The sequence below is a fragment of the Achromobacter sp. E1 genome (genome assembly GCF_037039475.1).
In the GTDB taxonomy this organism is placed as follows: Bacteria; Pseudomonadota; Gammaproteobacteria; order Burkholderiales; family Burkholderiaceae_B; genus Achromobacter; species Achromobacter mucicolens.
This window is the reverse complement of record NZ_CP146253.1, coordinates 2,451,713-2,470,087: the sequence shown is the minus strand read 5'-3', so window position 1 is coordinate 2,470,087 and position 18,375 is coordinate 2,451,713. Positions and strand designations below refer to the sequence as shown.

Annotated in this window: 18 protein-coding genes; 3 read left to right on the top strand and 15 right to left on the bottom strand. The window is 64.2% G+C overall.

The window, feature by feature from the left end:
- Positions 1-35: 35 nt before the first annotated feature.
- From V6V88_RS11270 to flgB, 12 genes are all read right to left on the bottom strand, one after another.
- Entirely contained in the window at positions 36-1,895 is a 1,860-nt protein-coding gene (locus V6V88_RS11270; protein ID WP_338619280.1) for a methyl-accepting chemotaxis protein, read from the bottom strand.
- A 141-nt stretch (positions 1,896-2,036) separates the two neighbouring features.
- Positions 2,037-3,296 carry a flagellar hook-associated protein FlgL gene (gene flgL, locus V6V88_RS11265; protein WP_062840922.1) on the bottom strand — a complete coding sequence of 420 codons (1,260 nt, stop codon included), beginning with the start codon at positions 3,294-3,296 and terminating at the stop codon, positions 2,037-2,039.
- Between the two features lie 46 nt (positions 3,297-3,342).
- Positions 3,343-5,016: a flagellar hook-associated protein FlgK gene (flgK, locus tag V6V88_RS11260; protein WP_056316633.1), complete on the bottom strand. Its 1,674-nt coding sequence runs from the start codon at positions 5,014-5,016 to the stop codon at positions 3,343-3,345.
- Between the two features lie 73 nt (positions 5,017-5,089).
- Positions 5,090-6,067, bottom strand: coding sequence for a flagellar assembly peptidoglycan hydrolase FlgJ (gene flgJ, locus V6V88_RS11255; protein ID WP_223575365.1), 978 nt, complete (start codon positions 6,065-6,067; stop codon positions 5,090-5,092).
- Between the two features lie 5 nt (positions 6,068-6,072).
- Positions 6,073-7,209, bottom strand: a complete 1,137-nt coding sequence (locus V6V88_RS11250; RefSeq protein ID WP_056316626.1) for a flagellar basal body P-ring protein FlgI — start codon at positions 7,207-7,209, stop codon at positions 6,073-6,075.
- Between the two features lie 3 nt (positions 7,210-7,212).
- Entirely contained in the window at positions 7,213-7,902 is a 690-nt protein-coding gene (locus V6V88_RS11245) for a flagellar basal body L-ring protein FlgH (RefSeq protein WP_056316623.1), read from the bottom strand.
- Entirely contained in the window at positions 7,902-8,687 is a 786-nt protein-coding gene (gene flgG, locus V6V88_RS11240) for a flagellar basal-body rod protein FlgG (protein WP_056316620.1), read from the bottom strand. Before flgG ends, V6V88_RS11245 begins: the two co-directional genes overlap by 1 nt.
- Before the next feature lie 52 nt (positions 8,688-8,739).
- Positions 8,740-9,504 carry a flagellar basal body rod protein FlgF gene (locus tag V6V88_RS11235; RefSeq protein WP_056316617.1) on the bottom strand — a complete coding sequence of 255 codons (765 nt, stop codon included), beginning with the start codon at positions 9,502-9,504 and terminating at the stop codon, positions 8,740-8,742.
- Between the two features lie 47 nt (positions 9,505-9,551).
- Entirely contained in the window at positions 9,552-11,018 is a 1,467-nt protein-coding gene (locus V6V88_RS11230; protein ID WP_338619278.1) for a flagellar hook-basal body complex protein, read from the bottom strand.
- A gap of 69 nt (positions 11,019-11,087) precedes the next feature.
- Complete coding sequence (locus V6V88_RS11225; protein ID WP_062840918.1) at positions 11,088-11,786, bottom strand: flagellar hook capping FlgD N-terminal domain-containing protein; 699 nt, start codon at positions 11,784-11,786, stop codon at positions 11,088-11,090.
- Between the two features lie 20 nt (positions 11,787-11,806).
- Positions 11,807-12,226: a flagellar basal body rod protein FlgC gene (gene flgC, locus V6V88_RS11220; protein WP_056316609.1), complete on the bottom strand. Its 420-nt coding sequence runs from the start codon at positions 12,224-12,226 to the stop codon at positions 11,807-11,809.
- Between the two features lie 22 nt (positions 12,227-12,248).
- Positions 12,249-12,656, bottom strand: a complete 408-nt coding sequence (gene flgB, locus V6V88_RS11215) for a flagellar basal body rod protein FlgB (RefSeq protein WP_056316606.1) — start codon at positions 12,654-12,656, stop codon at positions 12,249-12,251.
- A 178-nt stretch (positions 12,657-12,834) separates the two neighbouring features.
- On the opposite strand from flgB, the gene flgA reads away from it, so the two are divergent.
- The 3 genes from flgA (at position 12,835) to V6V88_RS11200 (ending at position 14,474) form a co-directional block, all read left to right on the top strand.
- Positions 12,835-13,548, top strand: coding sequence for a flagellar basal body P-ring formation chaperone FlgA (flgA, locus tag V6V88_RS11210; RefSeq protein WP_056318671.1), 714 nt, complete (start codon positions 12,835-12,837; stop codon positions 13,546-13,548).
- 127 nt (positions 13,549-13,675) lie between these two features.
- Positions 13,676-13,969, top strand: a complete 294-nt coding sequence (flgM, locus tag V6V88_RS11205) for a flagellar biosynthesis anti-sigma factor FlgM (protein ID WP_056316603.1) — start codon at positions 13,676-13,678, stop codon at positions 13,967-13,969.
- 31 nt (positions 13,970-14,000) lie between these two features.
- Positions 14,001-14,474, top strand: coding sequence for a flagellar protein FlgN (locus V6V88_RS11200; RefSeq protein WP_223575363.1), 474 nt, complete (start codon positions 14,001-14,003; stop codon positions 14,472-14,474).
- An 82-nt stretch (positions 14,475-14,556) separates the two neighbouring features.
- On the opposite strand, the gene V6V88_RS11195 is transcribed toward V6V88_RS11200, so the two are convergent.
- The 3 genes from V6V88_RS11195 to V6V88_RS11185 all read right to left on the bottom strand — a co-directional run bounded on the left by V6V88_RS11195 (position 14,557) and on the right by V6V88_RS11185 (position 18,016).
- Positions 14,557-15,531 (bottom strand): DUF6708 domain-containing protein, encoded by a 975-nt coding sequence (locus V6V88_RS11195; RefSeq protein ID WP_062840915.1) that lies wholly within the window; start codon positions 15,529-15,531, stop codon positions 14,557-14,559.
- A complete protein-coding gene (locus V6V88_RS11190) occupies positions 15,531-15,932 on the bottom strand; it encodes a hypothetical protein (protein ID WP_338619277.1) in 402 nt (133 codons plus the stop codon). The genes V6V88_RS11195 and V6V88_RS11190 overlap by 1 nt, the downstream gene beginning before the upstream one ends.
- A 71-nt stretch (positions 15,933-16,003) precedes the next feature.
- Positions 16,004-18,016, bottom strand: coding sequence for a toxin VasX (locus V6V88_RS11185; RefSeq protein ID WP_338619276.1), 2,013 nt, complete (start codon positions 18,014-18,016; stop codon positions 16,004-16,006).
- Positions 18,017-18,375: the final 359 nt, after the last annotated feature.

The following is an 18,375-nucleotide window of genomic DNA, read 5'->3' as shown; positions in this document are numbered from 1 at the left end:
CTGCCTGTTCAATGCACTGACGCCCACTACAACCGTCAGAAAGATTCCCAATCGTCGTCCGAGGGCGGCGGACGGCGCGTGGCGGGCTTGGGCGCGGCTGCAGGAGCGTCCGCGGCGTCCGCGGTGCGCGCTGCCGGCCGGCGCATCGGGCGCGCGGCGGTCGCGCCCGCCGGCTTGGGCCGGGCCACTTGCGTCAAACGCGGTGCGGGCGCGGCCTTAGGCGCGGGCGCTGCATCGGCCTGCGCGGCCGGCTTGGCGGGCTCTTCCTGCGCGGGCTTGGGCGCGGCCATCAGCGGCGCGCTGCGTTGCTGCGCCAACTGGCGGGCGGGCACTTCGATCACTTCGCCGGCGTTGATCTTGAACACGGACACCGCTTCGGCCAGGCGCTGGGCCTGATCCTGCAGCGAACCGGCGGCGGCCGCGGCCTCTTCCACCAGCGCTGCGTTCTGCTGCGTCACTTCATCCATCTGCGACACCGCGCGGTTCACCTGGTCGATGCCGCTGGACTGTTCTTCGGACGCTGCCGAGATCTCGCCCATGATGTCCGTCACGCGCTTCACCGACGCCACGATTTCCTGCATCGTGGAACCGGCGCGTTCGACCTGCTGCGAACCGGCGCCCACCTTGGTCACGGAGTCTTCGATCAGGCCCTTGATTTCCTTGGCGGCCTGGGCGCTGCGCTGCGCCAGCGAGCGCACTTCGCCCGCCACCACCGCAAAGCCCTTGCCCTGCTCACCCGCGCGGGCCGCTTCCACGGCGGCGTTCAGCGCCAGGATGTTGGTCTGGAACGCAATGCCGTCGATGACCGACACGATCTCCGAGATCTTGCGCGAGCTGGCGGAGATCTCCTGCATCGTGTTGACCACTTCCGACACCGCCGAACCGCCGCGCTCGGCCACGTCCGACGCGCTGGCGGCCAGCTGGTTGGCCTGGCGCGCATTGTCCGCGTTCTGCTTGACGGTCGAGGCCAGCTCTTCCATCGAGGCGGCGGTCTCTTCCAGCGAAGCGGCCTGCTGCTCCGTGCGGCTGGACAGGTCGGTGTTGCCCGCGGAAATTTCACGCGCGCCCAGGTTGATCTCTTCGACACCGCGGCGCACCGAGGCCACCGTGCGCGTCAGGCTTTCCTGCATGCGCTTGATGGCGCCGAACAGGTGGCCGATTTCGTTGGTGCTGCGCACTTCGATGCGGCCCGTGAAATCGCCGGCCGAAATCTTCTCGAAGTGGTCGCCGGCTTCATGCAACGGACGCAGGACGGTGCGGCTGATGAAAATCCAGCAGGCCAGCGCCAGAACCAGGGCGATGGCCAGCATCACGATGGTCACGGTGCGGGAGATGTTGTGATCGGTTTCCGCCTGCGCGATGAGCTCGTCGGTGCGCGTGTCCGTGAACTGCAGCACGTTGTTCACGGCCTCGCGGAACGCGGTGTTGGCAGCCCCGCCTGCGTCGTTCAGGTCCAGGTAGTCTTGAATGGCCAGATTCTTCAGCGCGGCGGCCTGGCGGCGGTAGACGTCATCGAACTGCTTGTAGGCGGCGTCCAGCTTGGCCACGATCTCTTCGGAACCCGCCATGCGCGGCGCCTTGCGGAAGGCATCGAACAACTTCAGGCCATCGGCCATGAGGCCGTCGGCGCGCTGGGCCTGCGAGGTCGACTGTTCGGTCTTGCCCTGCTGCATGTCCATCAGCGAGTTGGCAAGCAGCAGGCGTCCGCGCAGGAACGTGCTGTAGGCGCGCTGCAGTTGCGCCGCCTGGTTGGCATAGGCTTCGTTGACCTGTGCCAGCTTGTCGCTGCCGGAGTTCAACCCCATCCACGCCACCCCGTTCGAAATGAACATGGCGCCCGTGAAGAGCAACAGCACCAGAATGATACAAGTGCGAACTTTCAAATTTCCAAGCATGAAATATCCGAGCGTTAAGCAACGAAGAACGACACAACCCACCCTATACGCACTACGGACGCCCCGGCCCTTGGCCGGCAGCGTCCGAAAAGTGCGCCTGTCGCGGTGCGGACACGCCGCGCCGCGCTGAAACCTACCGCATCACTTGCGGCTGAACAGGCTGGAACCCTGAATGGTCATGAAAGCAGCCGAAGCCGCCTGCAAGGCCACCTGGCGCAGCGCGAGCTGGCTGGCGCCCGCGTAGTAGTCCAGGTCTTCCAGATCCGACAGCGACTTCGAGTACGACAGGCCCTTTTGCGTGCCGGTGGCGTCCAGCGCCTCCAGCTCGTTCAGGCGGGCGCCCACCGACGCGCCCACGGTCAGGACGTTGTCGTAGTTGGTCGCGAGTTTCTTGTTCGCCGTCGCCAGTTCGTTGTTCAGACGCGCCAGCGCCTTTTCATCGCCCGCGATGGGCGAATCCAGGACCTTGATGAGGTTGTCCAGGGTGTTGAACAGATCCACATCGGCCGATTGAATGCTCTCGACATCGATCACGTCGCCATTTTGCGGCGTGCCTTTGACCACCACGGCGACGCCGCCGAAGTCGATGCTGGCGCCTTCCTTGTATTCCGTGGGACCGGCCGGCGGCGCGGGCGTGATCACCGGCGGCACGGGCGGGGTGGCGGACGGGTCGGTCGTGATGACGCGGTAGCCCATGTTGCCCGTGGCGGGGTCCGATTCGAACTGCAGGCTGAAATTCTTGCCGATGTTGGGGCTGCCCGGCGTGACCGAGACCGTGCTGAACTGCGCGGTGCCGCCGTTGGCCGGCGATGCCGTGCTTACGTACGCGGTCGAACCCGGATTGGCGCGATTGAATACGTCGCTGCCCAGGTCGCTGGTGGACAACTGGCGCGACTGGTCGACCTGCACGGTGCGCTCGCCGGTGGCGCCGCTGTAGACGATCTTGCCGGTCGCGTCCTGGGCGTAAGGCACCACGCTGCCTTCATAGCCCGAGAACAGGTACTGGCCGTTGCCGTCGGTGCTGTTGGCAAGGCCCAGCAGCGCGTCGCGGGCGCTCTTGAGCGCCGTGGACAGCGCCTGGCGGTCGCTGTCGGCAAACGTGCCGTTACCGGCCTGCACGACGCGCGTTCGCACGTCCTGCAGCGCGGTGGTGATCGAGTCCAGGACGTTGGCTTCCTGGCCAAGATTGGTCTTGGCCGTGTTGCGGTTCAGGCCGTACGTCGTGTTCATGCTCTGCGTCTGCGCGACGCCGATCGACAGGGAAGCCGCCAGCGGATCGTCCGCGGGGGTGAGGAACTTGCGGCCGCTGCCAACCTGTTCCACCAGGCGATTCATGTCGGATTCCTGGGCGAGAACGCCGCTCAGGCCGTTCGTGTACATCATCGTGGTGCTCAGACGCATGGTGCAGCTCCGAAATGCTTTCTAGTATTCACAGTCAACGTTCTGATCAGCCGCGCAGGCCCAACAGCGTGTCAAAAATGGTGCTCGCCACATCGATGATGCGGGCGCTGGCCTGGTATTGCTCCTGGTACAGCGACAGGCTTACGTATTCTTCGTTCAGGTTCACGCCCGACACCGCCTGCTGCGCGGCCGTCGTCTGCTTGATCAGGTTGACCTGCGCCGTGGCGGCGGTCTTGATCTGCTGCGTCTGCACGCCGACCGTGTTCACGACCTGCGCAAACATGTCGTTGATGCTCATCGTGCCGTGGCTCAGCACCTTGCTGGTCTGCAGCTGCGCCAGCTTCAAGGCGTTCTTGCCGTTGGCATCGCCCCCGTCCAGATCCGCCGCGGCAACCTTGTCGGGATCGGTGATCAGCACGTTGATGTCGCGGGCCGCGTTACGCGTGGGCGACAGCGACCACTTGTCGCCGGCCTGGGGCGGCGCATTGATGGTCAGCGTCACGCCCATCTCGCTTTCGAGATTCAGCGTGGCGGTGGGCGGCGTGCCGGTGGCCGGGCCGTTGTAGACCTGCGAGCCTTCCGGCATGCGCACGACCTGGTAATTGGTGCCGTCGAACGAGATCTCGTAGTCCTTGGCATTGACGTTTGCCAAGTCGGTGAATTCGCCCGAGATCTGCGCGTTGCTCTTGTTTGCCGTATTGGGCACGCTCTGCGGCGAACCGATACTGAAAAAGTCCGTGCCCGGATTTCCGCCCTGGTCCAGACCCTGCTTGTGCTGCTCGTTGAACGACAGCGCCAGGCCGACGGCCATCTGGCCAAGCTGGTTCTGCATGACGTCCAGCGACGAGGCGCGGAACTGCAACAGGCCGCCCAGCTTGCCGCCGGAGATTTCGGTGTCGTTCATCTCGACCGCGATGGTCTTGCCGGTGCCCGCGGGCAGCGTGTAGGCAATGACCGTGCGGCCCGCGTCCGAAGCGGACGGCACGGCCTGCAGCGGGTAGAGGGTGTTGCCCGACAGCAGCGACTGCCCGCCCTTCGTGAGCGAGATGCTGATCTTGTCGCCCTGCTCGTAGGTCGTGATGCCGATAAGCTGGTTCAGTTCCATGACGGCCTGGTCGCGCTGGTCGAGCAGGTCGTTGGGGGGGCTGCCGCCGGCCTTGCCGGCCGCCAGCGAGATCTGCTGGTTCAGGTCGTCGATGCGGGTCAGGTAGCTGTTGACCTGGTCGACCGTGGTGCTGATCTGCGAGTTCAGGCCTTCACGCTGCTTCTGCATTTCCGAGTAGGCCGAGCGGATCTGCGTCGTCAGGCTGTTGGCCTGGCCAAGCAGGTCGGCGCGCGCGGCGGGATCCGCCGGCTTGCTGGCCACCGTGTTCATGCTGGTGAAGAAATTGGTCAGACCCGGGGCGATGCCCACGGTGCGGTCGGAGAACAGGTTGTTGATCTGCGAAACCTGGTCAAGCTGCGCCTGGAGCTGGGCGCCGCTGCCGTTCGCGCCGACGAGCTGCTTGTACAGGAAGCTGTCGTAGCTGCGCACGACGGTGTCGACCTGGACGCCGCGGCCGATGTAGCCGTTGGCGGTCGCCTGGGCGCCCGCGGTCGAGGTCATGACGCGCTGGCGGTTGTAGCCGACCGTGGTGGCATTGTTGATGTTGTGGCCGGTGGTCGCCAGGCCCGCTTGCGCCGCGTTCAACCCGCCCAGTGCCGTTTTGTACAAATTCATGCTGACAATGCCCCGTATGTAACCGCAGCTGTTATCTCTGGATACCCCGTTTACGGCAGGAGCTCACCCAAATTTAGAGTCCTTCCAGCATCCGGCGCGAATTTTCCACGTTGGATGCCGCGCCCCGCAGCTGGCCCATGATGCCGATGAGCTTCTGGGCGTAACGCGGGTCCGTCGCGTAACCGGCGTCCTGGATCCGGCGCGCCGCCTCGATCTCGTTTCGGGCCGTCGTCACGCTTTCGTAGCGCGGGCTGTTGCCGATCAGGCGGGCGTAGTCGGCGAAGGATTCCTCGTACGACGAGTAGGCCCGGAACGGCTGCGTCACCTTGCGGGCAACGCCGTCTTCGTATTCGGTGGTCAGCACATTGACGACCTTGCCCTTCCAGCTGGGACCGGCCTTGATGCCGAACAGGTTGAAGCTGGTGCTGCCGTCGGCGTGCTTGATCTCGCGCTTGCCCCAGCCGGATTCCAGGGCCGCCTGGCCCATGATGAGGCGGGCCGGCACGCCGCTTTGCTGCGACGCCAGGTTGGCCGCGCGCGACATCTTGGAGACAAAATCGACCACATGCCCGGGCGCGCCTTCCGCCGCGGCCAGCGCACGGTCAGCCGGACGGTTGTTGCGCATCACGTTCAGCAATGCAGACACTTCACGCGATCCGCCCGTCTGGAAGTCCAGGTCGCCGCCCTGTCCGATGCGCTTGATCGCTTCGTCGGACATCTCGCCGGGCGTGCCCTGCTGCATCTGCGCCAGGATGGCCTGCGAAAGGCCGATGCCGGGCGAGGCCAGGTGCAGCGCCAACTGCTCATCCGCCATGGATTGCAGCATCTGCGTCTGCTGGGAGTCGAACAGCCCCTCTTTCGGGGTGGCCTCGCGCATGCGCTTGACCATCATCTGCAGGAACAGCGCCTCGAACTGCTTGGCGACCTGCTTTTGCTGCTCGGTGCCGGCGGGGTCTTTCTTGACGTCGCGCTTCAGGTCCGACAGGCGGCCCATGTCGAAGACCGAATCCTGCCGGGTGCTGGCGCCTGCCGCGTCGTTGGTGTAAGCCATGTCCGTCAGATGATTTCAAGTTCGGCGCGCAGCGCGCCCGCGCTCTTCATCGCCTGCAGGATGGCCAGCAGGTCCTGCGGCGTCGCGCCCAGGGCGTTCAGGCCCTTGACCACGTCGGCCAGGTTGGCGCTGGTGCTGACGCGCTGCAGCGAACCGTTGTCCTGGCGCACTTCGATCTGGGTATTGGGCACCACCACCGTCTGGCCTTGCGTGAACGGCGTGTCCGGTTGAACCACTTCGTTCTGGCGGTTGATGATGACCGACAGGTTGCCGTGCGCGACGGCGGCCTCTTCGATCATGACCGTGCGGTTCATGACAACCGAGCCCGTGCGGGCGTTGATGATGACCTTGGCGACCGTGGGCGCGCGGGTGACCTGCAGGTCTTCCATCTGCGACAGGAAGCGGGCTTGCGAGCCCTGCTCCATGGGCGTGCGCACCTGGATCACGCGGCCGTCCAGCGCGGTGGCCGTGCCCTGCCCGAACCTGCGGTTCAGGGCGGTGGCCACGTTCTGCGCCGTGCCGAAGTCCGTGTTGTTCAGTTCGACATGCACGTAGCCGTCGCGCGTGAACGTGGTGGGCACGCCGCGCTCGACGATGGCGCCCGCGCTGATGCGGCCGCCGTTCAGCTGGTTGATCTGCACGCTGGAGCCGCCCGCGGAGGCGCCCGCGCCGCCGACCAGGATGTTGCCCTGGGCAATGGCGTAGACCTGGCTGTCCGCGCCCTTGAGCGGCGTCATCAGCAGCGTGCCGCCGCGCAGGCTCTTGGCGTTGCCCATCGAGGACACCACCACGTCCAGCGTCTGGCCGGGCCGCGCAAACGCCGGCAAGGTGGTCGTGACCATGACGGCCGCCACGTTCTTCAACTGCATGTTGCTGCCGGCGGGCACCGTGATGCCCAGCTGCGACAGCATGTTCGTCAGGCTCTGCTGCGTGAAGGGCGTCTGGCGCACCTGGTCGCCGCTGCCGTCCAGGCCCACGACCAGGCCGTAGCCGATCAGCTGGTTGCCGCGCACGCCCTGGATGCTTGCCAGATCCTTGAGCCGTTCGGCGTGCGCCGCGCCGGCGCCCGCGGCCAGGCCGACGGCCACGCACACCCGCGCCAACAGGGACAGCAAGGTGGATATCGGAGTCGGTTGTTTCATGATTTAGAACGGCGAGGCGATCAGGAAGAAGCGTTGCAGCCAGCCCATGGTCTGGACTTCGTCCATGACGCCCTTGCTGCGGTATTCGATGCGCGCATCGGCCACTTGCGTGGACGACACGGTGTTCGTGCCCGTGATGGAGCGCGGATCGACCACGCCGGCAAAGCGCACGTATTCGCTGCCGCGGTTGATGGCGATCTGCTTTTCGCCGGCAACCTGCAGGTTGCCGTTGGACATCACGCCCACCACCGTGGTCGTGATGGTGCCGGTGAAGGCGTTGTTGGCGCTGCTGTCGCCCTTGCCCTGCGACACGTTACCGCCGTTGGCTTCCGTGTTCAGGTTGGCGTTCGCCCAGCTGTCCATGAAGGACGGCGCGGCGGCAATGCCCAGGGTGGCCGAGCCGGTGCGGTTGGTGTTCGTCGCCACGTTCTTGGACGCATTGGTGCGCTCGTTCAAGACGATGGTGACGATGTCGCCCACATTGCGCGGCCGGCGGTCTTCGAACAACGGGTAATTGCCGTATGTCGTGGGCTGGTAGATCGAGCCCGTGGGCTGCGCCATCGGCATCGGCGGCGGCGGCGGCGCCGCCGTCGTCGGCCCGGTCACGATGGGCTCGGGCGGGATGATGGCGCAGCCAGCCGCCAGCAGAGCCAGCGCAGACGCAAATACCAGGCGCAGGACAGACATGGGCATCACAGTTGGGTCAGGCGGGCCAGCATTTCGTCCGACGTCTTGACGGCCTTGCTGTTCATTTCGTAGGCGCGTTGCGTCGTGATCATGTTGACCAGTTCCTCGGCGACGTTGACGTTGGAGGTCTCGACATACTTTTGCATGATCGAGCCCGCGCCGTCCACACCGGGCTGAAGCAGGTTCGCCGGGCCCGACGAGTCGGTTTCCAGGTACAGGTTTTCGCCGATGCTTTGCAGGCCGGTCGGGTTGATGAAGGTGGCGATCTGCAGCTGGCCGATCTGCACGTTCACGCCGGCCGCGCCGGGTTGCGTCACCGACACCATGCCGTCGTTGCCGATGGTGATGGACAGCGCGTTGTCCGGCACGTTGATCGGCGGCTGGATGACGTAGCCGCTGACGGTCACGAGCTGGCCGTTCTGGTCGCGCTGCAGGGCGCCGTCACGGGTGTAGGCCTGCGTGCCGTCGGGCAATTCCACCGGCAGAAAGCCGCGGCCGTTGATGGCCACGTCCATTTCGCTGCCCGTGTTGTTCAGGTTGCCGGTCGAGTGGATGCGCTCGGTCGCGGCCACACGTGCACCGGTGCCCAGTTGCAGGCCGGACGGCAGTTGCGTGGCGTCGCCCACCTGGGCGCCGGGCTGGCGCAGCGTCTGGTACATCAGGTCCTGGAACACGGCACGGCCGCGCTTGAACCCATTGGTAGAGACGTTGGCCAAGTTGTTGGAAATCACGTCCATGGAGGTCTGCTGACCTTCCAGGCCCGTCTTGGCGATCCACAGCGAACGCATCATGATGAGAAACTCCGGTGCCGCGGCTTGGCCGCGAACAAAATGTTTATTTAAATCAGGCGCTTACGGACAGAATGCCGTTGGCGCGTTCCGCATTGCGGTCCGACTGCTGAATCACCTGCATCTGCTGCTCGAAGCGGCGGGCGTTTTCGATCATGCCCACCATCGACGCCATCGGATTGGTGTTGCTGCCTTCCAGCACGCCCGACAACAGGCGCAGGCCGGGATCGGCAGGCAGCGGCGGCGCGGGCTGGCCATTGACCGGCGCCATGCGGAAGACACCGTCGTCGCCGTGCACCAGCTGCTTGTTGTCCGGATTGACGAGCTTGAGCCGGCCCAGGTTCAGGATGTTGTTCGGCGCGTCGCCGGCGCCCAGCGCCGTGATCGTGCCGTCGGACGTGATGGTCAGCGCGGCCTGGTCGGGCACGTCGATGGGACCGCCCTGGTCCGACAGGACCGGCTGGCCCAGCGACGTCTGCAACAGGCCGTTGATGCCCACCTGCAGGCTGCCGGCGCGCGTATAGGCTTCGCCCTGCGGGGTCTGCACCGCGATCCAGCCGGCTTCGCTGGACAGCGCCACGTCCAGGTCGCGGCCCGTGGTCTGCATGGTGCCCATCTGAAAGCTGTTGCCGGGCGTGGACGCCACCGTCGAAACACGCGTAGGCAGGCTCACCCCGTCCGTCACCGGAACCGACCGGTACAGCGCGATCTGCTCGCGAAAGCCCGTCGTGTTCACGTTGGCCATGTTGTTGGAGAGCGCGGCCTGGTGCTCCGTGATCCGCGCTGCGCCATTCATGGCGGTGTAGATGATTCGATCCATTGCCTATTCCGTGGGTGTCGTCGGTGTCGTCACTTGCCCAGCGGGCATTACTTCAGGTTCATCAGGACTTGCATGATTTCGTCCTGAGTCTTGATGGTCTGCGAATTGGCCTGGTAAGTGCGCTGGGCAATGATCATGTTGACCAGTTCGCGGCTCATGTCCACGTTGGAAGCTTCCGTTGCCTGGCCCACCACCGTCGACATGCTGTTGGTGCCGGGCTGCCCCAGGATCGGCTGGCCGGAGGCCGCCGTTTCCTTCCAGGCGTTGTTGCCCACGGGCTGCAGGCCCTGCAGGTTCGAGAAGTCGGCCAGGACGAGCGTGCCGACGACCTGGGTTTCGCCGTTGGTGTAGCTGGCGACCAGGCTGCCGTCGCTGCTGATGTTGATGCCGCTGAATTCGCCGGACGTGTAGCCGTCGGGCTTGGCGACCAGCTTGTAGTTGCTGCCGTACTGCGTCGTGCCGGTGTAGTTGACCGCGATGTTCAGCGGATCGGCCGGGGTGGCGGTGCCGCCAGGCTGGGCGAACGACAGGTTCACGATCGGCGCGCTGGTCAGCGTGCCGGCGTTGTTGAACGTGAACTGCTGGGGGTTGCCCCACACGCCGCCGGCTTCCGTCGTGGGCGCCATGGCCTGGCCGTCCATCGTGTAGTACACGTCGTACACGCTGGTGCCGGCCGCGGCTTCACGCTTGACGAAGTACTGCATGACCTGGTGCGAGTTGCCCAGGGAGTCGAACACCGTCATGGGCGAGGCGTTCGTGTAGGTGCTGGAGATCTTCGGATCGAACGGTTTGCCGATTTCCGTGACGGCGGCGGTGTAGTCCACGAAGCCGGGGATGTCTTCCAGCGCGCCAGCGGTAACCTGACCCGTGCCGTCGATCGTGACGGTGTTCGGCGCCGTGCCGTACGTGGCGGCGGGCGGGTTGGCCGGGGTCCACGTCAGCGCGCCGCCGGCGGCCTTGGTGAACGTGTAGGCAGTGCCGCCCAGCGTGACCGAACCGGGAACGGCCGGCGACGTCACGGTGTCGACCTGGTAGATGACCTTGGCGTTGGCGTCCAGGTTGGCCACGGTGGTGGCGGTGCTGGTGGCCTGCGGCGCCACGTTGGCGGTCGGCAGTTGCAGTTCGACCGGGTTCGCGCCGATCGCGCCCGCGGGGTAGCCGGTCAGGCGGTAGCCTTGGGCGTTCACGATGAAGTTGTTCTTGTCGACGAGGAACTCGCCGTTGCGCGTGTACATGACCGAGCCGCTCTGGTCGGTCACGCGGAACATGCCCTTGGCGCCATCGATGGCGATGTCGTATTCGCCGCCGCCGCCCGTCACCGCGCCAACGGTGAAGCGCTGGTTGATGGCCGCGACCTTGACGCCCAGGCCCACGCGCGAGCTGGCGTAGACGTCAGCGAACGATGCAGTCGCCGACTTGAAGCCGACGGTGCCCGAGTTGGCGATGTTGTTGCCGATGACGTCCAGGTTCTGCGCAGCGGCGTTCAAGCCGCTCAATCCTTGTCCGAAGCCCATGTTTACTCTCGCTAATCTTTAGTGGAAAAGCCGTCGCCCGTGCGCCGGCACCGATTCATATCCGCCCGTTCAGGCGCCGATCACCTTGCGCACGTCCAGCATGCTGGTCTGGCCGTCCAGGCCAAGATCCAGTCGCAGGCCGTTGGTGGAGTACGCCACGCTCTTGACGTTGCCGTAGCTCAGCACTTCCGTATTCACCTTCGCGCCTTCCGCGTCGGTGGCCAGCACGGACACGTTGTAGGCGCCCGCTTCCAGCGCCACCCCGGCGTCGTTCTTGCCGTCCCATTCCAGCGTGTACACGCCGGTCTTCTGTTCGCCCAGCTCGATGGTGCGAACCACCGCGCCGTTCGAATCGGAAATGCGAACCTGCACCTTGGCGGCGTCGCCCTGCAGGTCCAGGCCGTAGGGCGTGACCACGCGGTCCGCCGGGTTGGCGCTGTCCACGCCGACCTTGACCTTCGTGCCCGGGATCAGGACGCCCTTGCCGATCATCGACACGGCGTTCATCGACTGGGACACGTCGATCTGGCCGCTGATGGCCAGCATGGTGTTCTTCAGGTTGGTGATGCCTTCCACCGTGGAGATCTGCGCCAGTTGCGACGTCAGCTCCGCGTTCTGCATCGGGTTCAGCGGATCCTGGTTCTTGAGCTGCGTGACCAGCAGCTTCAGGAACTGGTCCTGCAGGCCCTGCGCGGTGCTCGCGCTGTTGGCGCCGGTTTGCGCCAGGCCCATGGCCGTGGTGCTCGTGGATTGATCGACGGTGGTCATGGATACACTCTGGCTGGAAATTAGGACTGGCCGATGGTGAGCGTCTTCTGCATCAACGCCTTGGCGGTGTTGAGCACTTCGACGTTGGCCTGATAAGACCGCGATGCCGCGATCATGTTGACCGTTTCGGCCACCGGATCGACGTTGGGCATGCTGACGTAGCCCTGGGCGTCGGCCAGGGGATGCTTCGGGTCGTAGACCTGCTTGAGGGGCGACTGGTCCTGGACCACGCCGGCCACGCGCACGCCGCCGATCTCCTGGCCCAGCGCCTGACCCGCGGCGGGGTTGACCTGGAACACGACCTGGCGCGCGCGGTACGGCTGGCCGTCCGGGCCCACCACGCTGTCGGCGTTGGCCATGTTGCTGGCCGCCACGTTCATGCGCTGCGACTGCGCGCTCAACGCCGAGCCGGCGATATCGAAAATGCTCAACAAGGACATTGCCTGTTGCTCCCTTTAAAGATCAATCCTGAATGGCGGTCTGCAGCCCGCGGATGCGGTTGGAGATGAGCTGCATCGTGCTCTGGTAATGCAGCGTGTTGTCGGCGAACTGCACGCGCTCGATGTCCATGTCCACCGTGTTGCCGTCCATGCTGGGCTGGTACGGCAGGCGGTACAGCAGATCCGTCGGGCCCTGCGACACGGCCTTGGCCGGAATGTGACGGGCGGAGGTCAGCTTGAGCGACGTGTCGGGCAGGCGCATCGTGCCTTCGATGGCGGCTTGCATCGCCGCCTTGAAGTCGATGTCGCGCGCCTTGTAGTTGGGCGTGTCGGCGTTGGCGATGTTCGAGGAAAGCACTTCCTGGCGCTGCGCGCGCAGTGCCAGAGCCTGCTGGTAGAACCGGAAATCTTCGTTGAGCCTGTCGAGCATCGTGGCGCCTTGAATACGTTGCAAATCAGATAAACCGAGGGACACCGGACACACCGTTATCCCATTGGATGACGGCATGATAGGGGCCGGACTGGTAACACAATCAGCCAAATAACCCGTCATTTCTCATCCAATTCACGTATTGCCGAACGCTGCCCACTTCTACAATTCATCCATCATGAAAATCTCCGCACGACTCCTTCACGCGCGCGCAGGCCTGGCTGTCCTGCTTCTGGCCTCGGCGGGCGCCGCCCAGGCCCAGGCCGCGGCCACCCAGGCGCCGGAAGCGATCGTCATGGCGGCCCAGACCTATCTGCAGGAGCAGCTGGCCTCCCTGCCCGGCCAGGCGTCAATTGCCATCGACCCGCCGCGCACCGACCGGCTGGCGCCCTGCGACACCTTGTCCCCGTTTCTGCCTTCCGGCATGAAGCTGCGCTCGCGCATGACCGTCGGCGTGCGCTGCAATGCGGCCAAGGGCTGGACCGCCTACGTGCAGGCGACCGTCAGCGTGGCCGGCCACTATTACGTGGCCTCGCGCCTGATTGCCGCCGGCCAGGCCCTGACCCCGGCGGACCTGGACGCCCGCGACGGCGATCTGGTCGCCCTGCCCCCCGGCGCCATCACCGACCCGCAGGCGGTGGCCGGCATGACCGCCGCGTTCCGCATCAATGCCGGCCAGCCCATCCGCAGCTCCTCGCTGCGCAACGCCCAGTCGGTGCAGCGCGGCACCAACGTGCGCATCAACGCGCGAGGCAAGGGATTCACGGTCAGCAGCGAGGGCGAAGCCCTGGAAAACGCCCCGCCCGGCGCGGTGGTCCAGGTCAAGACGGCGGGCGGTCAAGTGGTCAGCGGTATCGTCCGAAACGCCACCCTGGTGGAAATACAGCTCTAGATAATGTTACAAATCGCGTTGCGGCGGGTGTGTATATACCCTAAAGTTCCTTCGCCCCTTGTCGTTACAGAGACATAAGTAGGCGGATCCGTCGCAAACCGACCCAGGACGCCCTGCGGAGAAAACCTTGAAAATCAATTCGACCACCAACCGGCCCCTGGCGGCCGACGCCGTCGGTGCACGCGCCGAGTCCGCGGTCAGCCAGGCCTATGGCGCCGGCAGCGCCACCGGCTCGAGCAGCTCGCAAGTCGCGCTGAGTTCGGCGTCGCGCAAGATGCTGGCCCTGCAAGACGGCTCGAACGACATCAACGTCGAGCGCGTTGCCGCCATCCGCGCCGCGATCGCATCCGGGCAGCTCAAGATCGACACCGGCCGCATCGCCGACAGCCTGATCGCCAGCGCCCGCGACCTTCTGAAATAGCCTGCCCTTTCTTTATATAGAGCCGTCTGTCATGAGCCTCGTCGATTCCCTGCAATCCTGCATGAAGCAGGAAGACACCCTGGTCTCCGAGTTCTCCTCGATCCTCGAGGAAGAAACCGAGGTCCTGGTCAGCCAGGGCAGCGTCGAGGCGCTGAACCAGATCACCGAACGCAAGCGCGGCATCGCGCAGCAATTGGTCGACCTGAGCCACACCCGCGACACCCTGCTCACCGAAATCGGCCTGCCCACGGGCCACGTCGGCACCGAACAAGCCGCGGCGCAGTATCCGCAGCTCTCCGGCGTCTGGCAGGCGCTCCTGTCCAAGTCGGCCTCCGCCAGCGAAATCAACATGCGCAATGGCGCCCTGATCGACGTGCACCTGCGCTATACCCAGCAGTCGCTGGACGCCCTGCGCAACGTCGGCGTCGGCAGTGCCTCGACCTACGACGCGCAAGGCCGCGGCGCCCGCAGCGCGCCGGGCCGCCGGCCGATCGTGGCGGGCTGAACGCTTCCTCGGCCGCGATGCATATCCGGCCCTCTGCGCCGGACGGATCCGAGGAACGGTCTGCGCCAAATCGTGGCGCCATTCAGCCGATCACTTCTCCTGCAATATCGACCAGATCGAAACCATAGCCGTTGAAGCGGTGATAGACGTCCTTGCGCGATTGCACGGGCGTAATGTCATAAGAGCTCAAATCGGCGCCCGGTGCGCAAAGGCGCTCTACCTCCGCCGGCCAACGGATGTTTGCCGCGCGACGGAGCAGATAGCGGTCAACCCAGCAGCCGCCCGTCAGATAGTAGCCAGGCCGCATCACCAGTTTTTCGATCAGATAATCGAGCAGGCCTTCTTCCCGTGTCGCCGTCGCACTGAACCCGCTAGGCTTGTGTGGCGTACGTGCCGGATCGGGTTGAACGGCAGACAATCCTTCAGCCATGTAGCGGCGCACAAATTCCAGGCGAACGAGGTTATCGACCAATGCCGACTCATCGCCGATGTCGAACGCGCCCGAGACCGCATCCAGATCCGATTGGCCGACGCGAAATACCAGGGTGAGGGAAAACTTGCCGTCCCCGGAGGCGCTGAATTTGGTAAAGGGGTGGACTTCTCGCCACGGCGCGGAAACCGTCTGGTTCTCCCCTCGGTAGACATGGACAAGTTGCGCTTGACGATTGAACCGGACAAACACCGGTTCGGCCTTGGCGAGCCGATAGGCCAAAACAAACAGCAGAACCGAGAGCAGAGCAATCACCCACAACGGTGAAGCGGCTTCTCCCCAGCTTTTACCGGCCTGCACGCCATTCGTTATGGCCACCGCAAGGATGATCAGCGATGCCAAAAGACCGGCGCATGTCAACCGCAGTGCAAAGGCCATCTTGCCAACCAGAATGCGGCTTTCAATATAGCGATCGTTAAACAACGTCCTGTCGGACAGGTCATCAGAGAACCTGGCCTGGTGAGGTGCCATTGCAATCCGGATGTCAGGCAAGCGTTGCCAATTCGGGTCATTCTCAAGATTCTTCAGCAACTGCTGGAAGCTGTGGCAGTTTCCCGTGTTGGACATCAGTGGGTCATCTCCAGTATCAGATCGGGCTGCGTAAAACCGTTCGGCCAATAGCGAACCGCCGTATTCCCCAACAGATTGTGCGCATCCAAGAGCAGATAGCCGTTTCCGTTTCGCACTTGAACATTGCTGGGGTCGTCCACGACGTTTTCCGTCATCAACCCAAAGACGACATGCTGGACAAGCGTGTAAGCGCTGATCTGTGGCTGCCAGCCCGGCAGCAGGATCGCGACTTCCCGTTGCGCACGCGGCCGGCCAAAGCGTGGCACCACGCTTTCGAGCACGATGTTGCCCCACTGATAGCTCGCGTCGATCCTGGGCTGGAGGAAAAGCTTGTAGTACCCATTTTGCTCAGTTGCACCATCGAGTTCCGGATCGATGCCCAGGCATCCGTGACGCATCCAATCAGCAATTCTTGCTCTATCGGCACGAGCCTGGTTCCAAGCATAGGCAACCTGGAGCGCTGTAACGGTCAAAGCCGCCGGAGCGCCGGCAAACCATATGGCAGTCCTTCCGACAATGCCAGGCAACGCCGCTCGTCCCACAATGTACAGCCCTGCCTTTTGCCCCGTGCGCGATAACCCTTCTCCCCACAACTTTGCGTGAAGGTGCGAGAACCCGTATTTGTGACTGACGCAAGCAGATTCAGGCCTCCCAATCCCAAACGCGTCTGGTGCCAAAGCGACAGCCTGGCTGCTAGCCCCGGCGCCAATTCACGCACCGGAGCTGGATTCGCTACCTTGCTCAGGACGTTGAGCCGCATTACCGTAATGTGCTCGTTGCCTCCTGACGGGACCGCGCTCATACGAAAGTCGATCTGGCCGGTCAAATTGGCTTCGCGGCGCAACAGTTGCGGGACGTCGCGCGCTGCAATTTTCTCGGGGACGACCAGGTGGCCTTCCGCGATTTCAAACATGGCCACGTACCGGCTTGCCCATAGTCCTTCCGCCGTCACCGGCGCTCTTGTTTTGATTAGGGCCAACATGACCAGTGACGTCAGTTGTCTGGATGCCGCGTCGGGGCGGATTTCCCCCACAAGCGCATTGAGATCTTTCAGCGCATGATCGGCTATCTGATCCGTCGTGGTCTCCAGGATCTTGCGGGTTGCGGCCCAGGCGGTAATCTGCGGATGGCCCGTCAGCGCAAGGCCCAACAAACTGCCTTCGATTGGCCCGTCTGACGTCAGCTGTAGCGCCAGCTGCTGTGTGCCTGCACCGCAACAGGTCAGACCAAACAAGGTTCGTACCACAGCAGCACGGCCGGCGAGGAAGTTTCCAGCGTCTTTCCAGTCGTAAAGATTGCGAATCGCCGTTGTCAAATTTACCGGGCCAGAGTGGGATGCGCCGCAGGCCAGGAGATCCGCCGCCGCGGCATTCAGCCACTCCTGATAACGACCCACCGTGGGCACATCGTTCTTCAGAAACTCTGCCCGGGCTTTCTCGTCCACGGATTCCATGAACAGCTTGCGCTTGGCGGCGAGGCCCTTTTCGTATGCACGCGCTCGCGCCGCGTTGGCTGCGCCTCCGGTCACGCCCGGCGGTAGCGCGCTGCCGACCGCATCGTTCGAGAGCGTCTGGAGCTCCGCCTCGCGGGCCACGTTGTTGCCAAGCGCTTCGATCGCGTCACTGACCCAGCGCAGGCGAGCGGCATGCTCGTTGTATGTGCTCCATTGCCGCAGCACGCCGTCGATGCGGTGATTCAGTTCGCTGGCCATGCCGACGGGGTCGTGCAGCACCACTGCCAATCTTGCACTGCCCGGGCCTTGCGCCATGCGCATTGCTGCCACTGAGGGCGCGAGCACGCCGTCGGCATACTCGGACCAGGGAACGGTTGCGCCGTCCAATCCGATGGTCTTCTGATCCGCAATGTCTTCCAGGCGCAGGGTGTGGGGAACCTCAGGCGCTTGCTCCGGATTGAGGTCTTGGGCAAATGCGGTGAGCCAGGGCGTCAAATCGACCGAAGTTCCGAATGTACCGAACGCGGCGGTAGAGCCGTCATGGATAGCGGTGAGTTTGCGGGCACTCAAGAGCGTGTCGGCGAACCAGATCGTGACGCTCTTCGGGTCATGGTGATAGGCCGGAATATAGGGAAACGGCAGTAGCTCGCCCACCAGCCCCGTCGCGCGAAACGCCTCGTCGAGCTGAAGCCGCTGAACGCTGGCGGGTCTGCGCTTGCCGCCATTTTTCTCGCCATCCGGGCTGCGATAGACGAAGCACAGGATCTGCTCGCGATTGTCCGGATCGAGGATGTAGAGAAAGCCGTCGTCGTCGCGCAAGCTGCGCAGCACGTATTGGCTGCTGGCAAGGACAGGAAATCCGCGTTCCAGATTCTTGTGGGTATAGGCGTAACCGGCCTTTTCCGCCGGGGCAACGGCATATCTGAGCGGGTAGAAGAGAATGACCTTATTGCACTGACGAGACGACTCAGCGGAATCGCTGGCCGTGCAGTTGTTCAACTCTCGTGGCGTTTTGGTGATGAAGCTCATCCCGCTGCACCCAGCGTGACGGCACGCGCTTGATCGGCGCATCGTCGAGGGGTGAAGTCCACTACTTCATCACTCTCGTCTGCCGGCGAGGCGGAAGGCGCGAACAGTATCTCGGATAAACGGGGCATCCCGGTATCCTCAACAGCAAAACCAATTGGGGCAAGTCTGACGTCTGTAGATATGCACGAAGAAGACGGAGTTACGGATCCTAGACGTGCGCCGTCAGCGTCGCCTGCAGAATCGTCCTTAGTCTTGTCGAAAATTCTCGTGTGCTGGGGAGAAAGCATGAGGGATTCCGGTGTCGTGAGGCCCCATACGGGCGTGAACGACATACGCGAAATCCGTGCCAGGCTTGGTTG